Origin of the sequence: Bradyrhizobium sp. ORS 375, from assembly GCF_000239775.1 — a bacterium.
Classification (GTDB): Bacteria; Pseudomonadota; Alphaproteobacteria; order Rhizobiales; family Xanthobacteraceae; genus Bradyrhizobium.
Genome location: NZ_CAFI01000355.1, coordinates 22,133 through 28,885, shown reverse-complemented (window position 1 = coordinate 28,885; position 6,753 = coordinate 22,133). Strand labels below are relative to the sequence as shown.

The following is a 6,753-nucleotide window of genomic DNA, read 5'->3' as shown; positions in this document are numbered from 1 at the left end:
CCCGAACGCCTTCAAGGAGTGCCGGATCGCGCTCTCGAGATCGAGGAATTTGCGCTTGAGATTGCGGCGATGCGTCAGCAGCAGGCGCAGCCGGTAGCACGGCGCGGTCTTAATGTGCGCGCGCCGGAACCAGCCGGTGCGCATGATGTGCGCGATCCCGAGCGCGTCCGCACGGTCGGTCTTGTTGCGCTGCGCATGCAGCGCGGCGCGCACGTGCTGGGTCTCCAGACAGATCGCCGGCAGGCCGAGACGGAGCAATTCTGGGTGCAGCCACGGCGACAGTGCGCCCGCCTCGTGGCCGACCCGCCGCAGGCGGCCGAGATACGGCGACAGTGCTCCCTTGATCGCGTCCGGGTCGGTCATCACCGCGACCTCCAGCAGCACGCCGCCCTTGTCGTCGACCACACAAATCGCGGTCTGATCCATGCCGACATCCAGTCCGCAGAAGAACTCCATGGCGCGCCTCCTGTGTTGGTGAGAGCGCTCATTCTGCACAGCCGCCGCTGCCGCGTCTGCAGCTGGACCGTCAGGCCGATTACGGACGGCAGTCCTGCCGTCGTTGTCTCCCGGTCGCCGGTTCCCACAATATTCGCCGCGTGGCAGCCAAATCGCGAAGCCCCCACTGCTTCTGAGTGCTTGCGTGCGCCCAAGGGCGCATCGCCGCAACGGAAAATGGCACCCGGAGAGCGTGAGCATAGCGACCCGAAGAGGCACGCGGGTCCGAGTGCAGCGACGAGACCGGTTCAATAGCGGCACCCGGGAACGGGGCAGTGATAGCGATCGCCGCAGGCGAGCCCCTTTCCCGAGTGCCCCCGGCGAGGAGCGCCAAAGCTCTAGCGCGAGGGATCGAAGCCGCAAGGTCGAGACGCTGCGCGGCTCGGTTCACGAGAACCCGGTGCGGCCCTGGCCGCACGCGCGCAAGCGGAAAAATCCGCCGATCGGAGGATCTAGATTTCCTCGCGCGCATGCGTCTGCGCGTCAAGATCCTGATCTGAAGCAGGGGAAAACGTCTCTTGAGTTCTTCTCCACCAGCCCTCGAGCCGTCTGGTTGCAAATTCGGCCTTGAATCGGCCGTCCACTTCAAGCGCGTAACCAGAGGCCGGCAGTTCACGGGTTCCTGCAACCATTTCATTCCCATTATGCAGTGTGGTGGCTGGGAATGATGGGAAGGCGCGTGCGCGAAGGCTACCACAGCTTGATGCAGGAACCGCGCGGATCCGGACGACCGAGAGCGAGCGCACGAACTCGCCCGACAGGATCCGCCTCCGCGTCTTTCGGCCGAGGCGACCGTCGCCGCAATCACCGAAGGCCTGAATGCCCGCTCACGTTGCGAATTGCTGGTGGCCACCGCGTGAACGCATGGCTATCAGCAGCGACCACAGCTACGACGGCAGCAGCTCAAGCAGTTGGAGTGGCTTCATTGTCGCGCATTGATCAACAACTACTGAATCAATTGCGACAGTTGACCAGAATCGGGTGACCAGATTTCGTCCGAGGAGCTAATGTACGTGGCGACCCGTTCGGGGTTGACCACAAATAGTCTTAAGTAACTACCGTCGTCCCATACAACAACACCTTTCGCCTTGTCGACGCTACTCGCAACTGTCGGAGCGAATTCTTCCCTTGTCACGCCTGTTGGCAGCAACTCGATGCGACCGCCTACGTTCACACATAGTGCGGCAGAACCAAAATCATCCACGACGATGTCGCTCTCGAAGCCGTACAAGTCACGGCAAGGCCCTATGTCGGATGATTTGCCTTCAGCCGCAAACATTCGAGTAAACGAGGATGGGGCTTCGGCATATCGCCCACTAGCCCTGTCGGCTGGTGCCACCAAGGGATTCTTGGGGCGTTTCCAAAACAGCATCCCATCTCGCGATACTGTTAAAATAGCATCCCCGGCTGGACTGAAGAGAACACGACGGAACGCGGGATTTAGCCCATCGGAGGGTGAATTTCCCACCAGTCGGCCCAGCGGAAAGCCTGACTTGTCGTAAATGGTAACGGCTCCCGAACGGCGGGCAACGGCAAAGTTGCCAGTAGTAGGGTTCACAGCAATCGCATCTGCTGCGCGCTGCTTCAATGCAAGACTTACAACTGCACGGGAATTCGCGTCGACGATTTTAATCCAGCCGCCCGTAGAGGCTACGATGATCTGATTGTTGTCAAGAAATTGGACGATGCCACCAGCGTCCACCGTCGGCACTTCCAACAGAGGAACGACGTTTAGCGTGGCGCGGTCCGTGGTCATGTCCAATATACCGAGCGCATCTTTCATTCCACGGACCGCTCCGCGAAGAAAGATCGCAGCACGGTGACCGTCTGAACTTACCGCAACGTCTTGGGCGAGATAGTCTTGAGGCAGCGCGAACGGCATTGCTTCAATACCCGTCTTGCTGAATACTACTCCACCGGACAGGAGCTGCTGTACCGCTACGATGGTGTCACCACCAGACGTACAGCTCAGCCGCAGGCTGAGGTTCCAACGTCCGATGCCTTGCATCGGAAAAGGCACTGTCCTTTCGACGCCAGAGACGGCATCGATTACCTGCAATTGGACCTCACGAACGGACGCATCATTGCTCGCGAATGCCGGTAAGATGACTGTGTCGCTACCGCAGCTGACCGCATTCAAAAAATCGTAGGAGAACGTCTTTAGGTGGGAGCCGCTTGCGTCCCAGATGTCCAACTTTCCATGAGCGGGATTGGACCACCCTTTCCATGCGATAACACCGCCTACAGAAGAAAACGCCACGTTGGTAGCGTCAGAGGGCCATGTCCTTTCTTTCCCGCTTTCCAATTCGCGGATATGAATAAGGGCTCCCTCGATCCAAGCGAGGTGGGTCCCATCCGCGGACAATGCCGCATCAGTCGCTCCGTCGACGCGGCGGTTGTAGAACCATGATCCGAGATTAAAAGCACGTAGCATCGCAGCCTCTGCAGCCGCATTCGTGTTGAAGGCCAACGCCTGTTGAGCAAGCCGCAGCGCGACCGTCGGATCGCGATCGGAGTAGGAATATGCAGCGTTCGCGTATGCTTGTGCGCGCGCCTGTCGTCGAGCGAACTCCGCTACCACACCGAGAACGATCGCGAGGACTAATAGGAGAGCCAGCGCTCCCGACACGGCTTCAAAGAACCACAACCGAGTTCGATCACGTCGTCGGCCGTCCAATTTCTGACGAATAGCTGCAAAGACCTCGCCTGATGGTGACAACTGGAGACCCGAGAGCGGCTCCGAGACACGAAGAAACGACGCAACCTGTTTGAGGATCGGATGATCTGGCATGACGGTCGTGCATCGACCAACCAGAGCGTCTGCTATGGCATTGCCAAAGTCGACAATAATCACCTTTGGATCGGCTCGATGTGTACGGAGAAATGTCTCAATTTCTTTCTCGACCCAGTCGACCGGTTGGCGGGGCTTAAGAAGCTCGGGCGAGCCGACCAAAAGTAGTATGGCGGATTTGGCTACATGCCGCTCAGTCGCAACCAAGAGCGAATCGCCCGGCCCGTAAACCACGCGATCAACAAAGCTTGAGATCTTCTCGGCTTCGAGCTGGCTGTGGAGAGCGCTGGCGTATCCGGCTGCGTCGGCTCGCCGGTGAGCAATGAAGACGTCGTAGCCCCACCACGCATCAATCCATCGCTGCGCAGCGATCCACGTCAATCCTATCTTGACAAAAAACAAGCCAAGTTGCCTTGAAATTGGCGAAGCTGATACTTGTTTTGTGCCGACCGGCCAGCTCATGGCTGTAGACCTCGAATGAGTGAGGGCAAAGCGCATAGTATGGCAGGCTTTGATGCCGGCTCATCCTATTGTCGACGTAGCCAAGCTGCGAGCTCGGTGCCCGTGTTTGTTGCCTGGTTCCATACCATGTAGATCGGTCTTGGGTAATTTTGGTGCGAGCCGAACACGATGCGATCGTAGACGCCAAGGTATTCCCGCTCGGCCCAAGTTCGATCGTTGACGCTGTCAACTCCTGGAAATATCGCGATATTGGGCACTCGGCGGTAGCCGTCGGCCAGCCCGAGCTCCCAAGGCACCCACCGACTATCCTTCGAATTGATCGTGGTCAGCAGAATGAATTTTTTTGACTGCTGGATACGATCCCGCAGGGCTGCGGCCGTATCCCGGTTGGTCGTGGGCGGAAGCCTATCGTCTTTCTTGTCGATGTAGACCTGAGCTCCGTGGTCCTCCAGGATCTTGATGGCTCCGGGCAGCAGATCAATGTCCGCCGAGGAGTGACTCAGGAAGGACGATCCGGCTGCAGCGCGAGAAGCGGCCTTTCGAATGACAGCGGCAGTTTCGGTCATCGGCCCGGCACTGCGACGGATCGCATCGCGCGTGAGGTACTCAACCATTCCGAGTCATCCGCAGCCGATTGTTGACAATCAAACCTTTCGACTTGGCGTTAGCCGCCTCTATCAGCGACGACAGCAGATCAGGATTGCCGCGCAGCGTGTCCCACCAGACCCACTCGGCATATCCGCTGTCGATGTTGTCCTGCAGCCGAGCCGGCTTGGCCGTCCCGCCGTTCGGGAAGGTCTCGATCGTCGGCAGCAGCACGGCCACGAGGCCCATCTGTTGCTGCAGCGAAGCCTCGATCTCCCAGTCGACGTAGCGTCGCTTTGGGGTTTCGCGACCGCAAAGAACGACGGTGCAGGAACTTCCCTTGAGGTGATTTTCCCTAATGCACCTCATGATGTAGGCGAAATCGGAGCTGTCGATGCGCCTCTCGATCGAATTGTCGGTGATCGCTTCGTATCGGTCATGAAATGTCGATGAAAAGTCGTCGTAGTATGCCTGGTCGCCGCGATGATGATAGCTGACGAAGATTTTCCGTCGTTCGACTGTTTGTCCTACGTTCCAAGTCATTTGTCTGCCCCACACACCCCGAACCGGCCTCGCATCGGGTCAATAAGCCCAGCTCGCCGCGGGCTTTGATGCGCCGTTGCGAATCCGCTTCATCCGCCGGCACACCATGAGTCGCCAAGCTCGACTCACCATTTCAGCTATTTCTAGTTCGAAAATGCATTTTTTCAACGCGACGAGTGTGCCGACAGCCCCGTCGACCGGGATTCGATTCTATCGCGATACTGTGGAAGTGCATTTGTGCACCAAAAACGAACGCACCGCCCCACCAACGCTTGCTCTCAGATCGTGCGCACGTTTTTTGGTTTGCGAATCGAGCCATTGGGCTTGGTGTCCCATGATCCGACCAAGACCCCGATTTTGCAGCGGGCGAAGACGGGGGCTTGGATACCGTGGGCAGATAAAGTGGTCGATTACTCAGACTAAGGCTTGGAACCGGAGCCGTTCGCGCCCATATTGCTACCATGAGCAGCAGAAACCGACATTGCTATAATCGGTTGAGATGCGATCAATGCGACAAAGGGTACAATTTATCGTGCGGAATCAATAGTTTGTTTGCACTGGGGCGATGGCCGGCCTCCACGAAACCTGCCGAGGCATTCTGCCTCCGCGTTAATTTCCACGGTGCGGGATTTGTTGCGGCTGGCTGCTGATGGGAACTGCAGGTCCTTATGTCCAAGATAAAGAACGTTTTTATCAGCCATCACCATGCCGACGATGAGCACGTCACGAAACTTACGGACTTGCTCAAGCGGAAGGGATTTGAGCTGCGGAATAGCTCAATTCGCGCCAAACCATCCAACCAGGCGAGATTGGACCGGGGTCTGGTCAAGGATGAAACCATCAAGCGCCTGTTGCGAATGAAGATGTCATGGGCGTCGACGGTCGTTGTCCTGATCGGCAAGGATACGCACAAGCGCCCCTGGGTCGACTGGGAGATCAGGAAGGCGAACGAGCTCGGAAAGCGCATTGTCGGCGTCTACACGCGGGGCGGAACGGAGGCCGACGTGCCCGAGGCTCTCAATGATTATGAGAGCGCCCGCGTGAATTGGAATTCAGACAGCATCATCGACGCGATCGAAGGAAAGGACAGCCCGTTCGAGAACCCGGGCGGCGGCGTGCGGCAGCCTATTCACGAACCGTCCAATTCAAGCTGCTAGGGCGCCATGACCAACGTCTACATGTATGTAGTCAGATACGACTTCGGGTTTGCGCCGAACCCGTTTGGCGGAGTGTGCACGCTCGCCTGCTGCATGCCGGTGATACGCAGGAAGGCGGAGGTCGGCGACTGGCTGATCGGCATGGGCGGACGGGATTTGAAGGCAACCGGCCGCTGCATCTACGCGATGCGAGTGACAGATCGCATGACATTCAACGAATATTGGAAGGCAGAGCGATTCCGGGGAAAACGCCCCATTCGAAACGGCAGCAGGCGAACGATGGTGGGCGATAATGTCTATCGCACCGATCCAGCCACAGGGAAGTGGATCCAGGAAAATTGCGTCCACAGCCAAAAAAGCGGGGAACAAGATCCTGCGAACACCAAGCATGACACCCAAACCGATCGCGTGTTGATTTCCGAGGAGTTTTTCTATTTCGGAGCGAATGCGCCGGTGGTGCCGCCCAAGATCCTCGCGCAGAGCGGTTACAAGAATCGGCGCGGGCACAACGTTTACCGGAAGGGGGAGTGTCGAAAGTTGTTGGAGTGGATCAGCAAGACGGCCAACGGGCAGGTCAACCACGTTCTCGGTGATCCCTTTCAATTCCGAATGAGCGACAAGCGATACTCCAAGACTCACAACAGGCTCATTTAGCCTGAGCGATCTCGGTCAAGGCGCCAGCCTCGACCGAAAGACCTAATTCTGTTCAAGCGCGACTTT

Annotated in this window: 6 protein-coding genes; 2 read left to right on the top strand and 4 right to left on the bottom strand. The window is 58.0% G+C overall.

The window, feature by feature from the left end; all coding sequences use genetic code 11:
* From BRAO375_RS25245 to BRAO375_RS25230, 4 genes are all read right to left on the bottom strand, one after another.
* Positions 1-456: IS110 family transposase (locus BRAO375_RS25245; RefSeq protein ID WP_035642081.1), on the bottom strand; the 456-nt coding region annotated here is incomplete at its 3' end.
* Positions 457-1,441: 985 nt separating this feature from the next.
* Entirely contained in the window at positions 1,442-3,748 is a 2,307-nt protein-coding gene (locus tag BRAO375_RS25240; protein ID WP_175345363.1) for a toll/interleukin-1 receptor domain-containing protein, read from the bottom strand.
* Positions 3,749-3,813: 65 nt separating this feature from the next.
* Positions 3,814-4,362, bottom strand: coding sequence for a toll/interleukin-1 receptor domain-containing protein (locus tag BRAO375_RS25235; RefSeq protein WP_009030284.1), 549 nt, complete (start codon positions 4,360-4,362; stop codon positions 3,814-3,816).
* Entirely contained in the window at positions 4,355-4,876 is a 522-nt protein-coding gene (locus BRAO375_RS25230; protein ID WP_009030283.1) for a TIR domain-containing protein, read from the bottom strand. The genes BRAO375_RS25235 and BRAO375_RS25230 overlap by 8 nt, the downstream gene beginning before the upstream one ends.
* A gap of 668 nt (positions 4,877-5,544) precedes the next feature.
* Here BRAO375_RS25230 and BRAO375_RS25225 point away from each other — a divergent pair.
* Positions 5,545-6,033, top strand: coding sequence for a TIR domain-containing protein (locus tag BRAO375_RS25225; protein WP_085964541.1), 489 nt, complete (start codon positions 5,545-5,547; stop codon positions 6,031-6,033).
* A gap of 6 nt (positions 6,034-6,039) precedes the next feature.
* On the top strand, positions 6,040-6,687 hold the full coding sequence (locus BRAO375_RS25220) for an Nmad2 family putative nucleotide modification protein (RefSeq protein ID WP_009030280.1): 648 nt from the start codon (positions 6,040-6,042) through the stop codon (positions 6,685-6,687).
* Positions 6,688-6,753 lie beyond the last annotated feature (66 nt).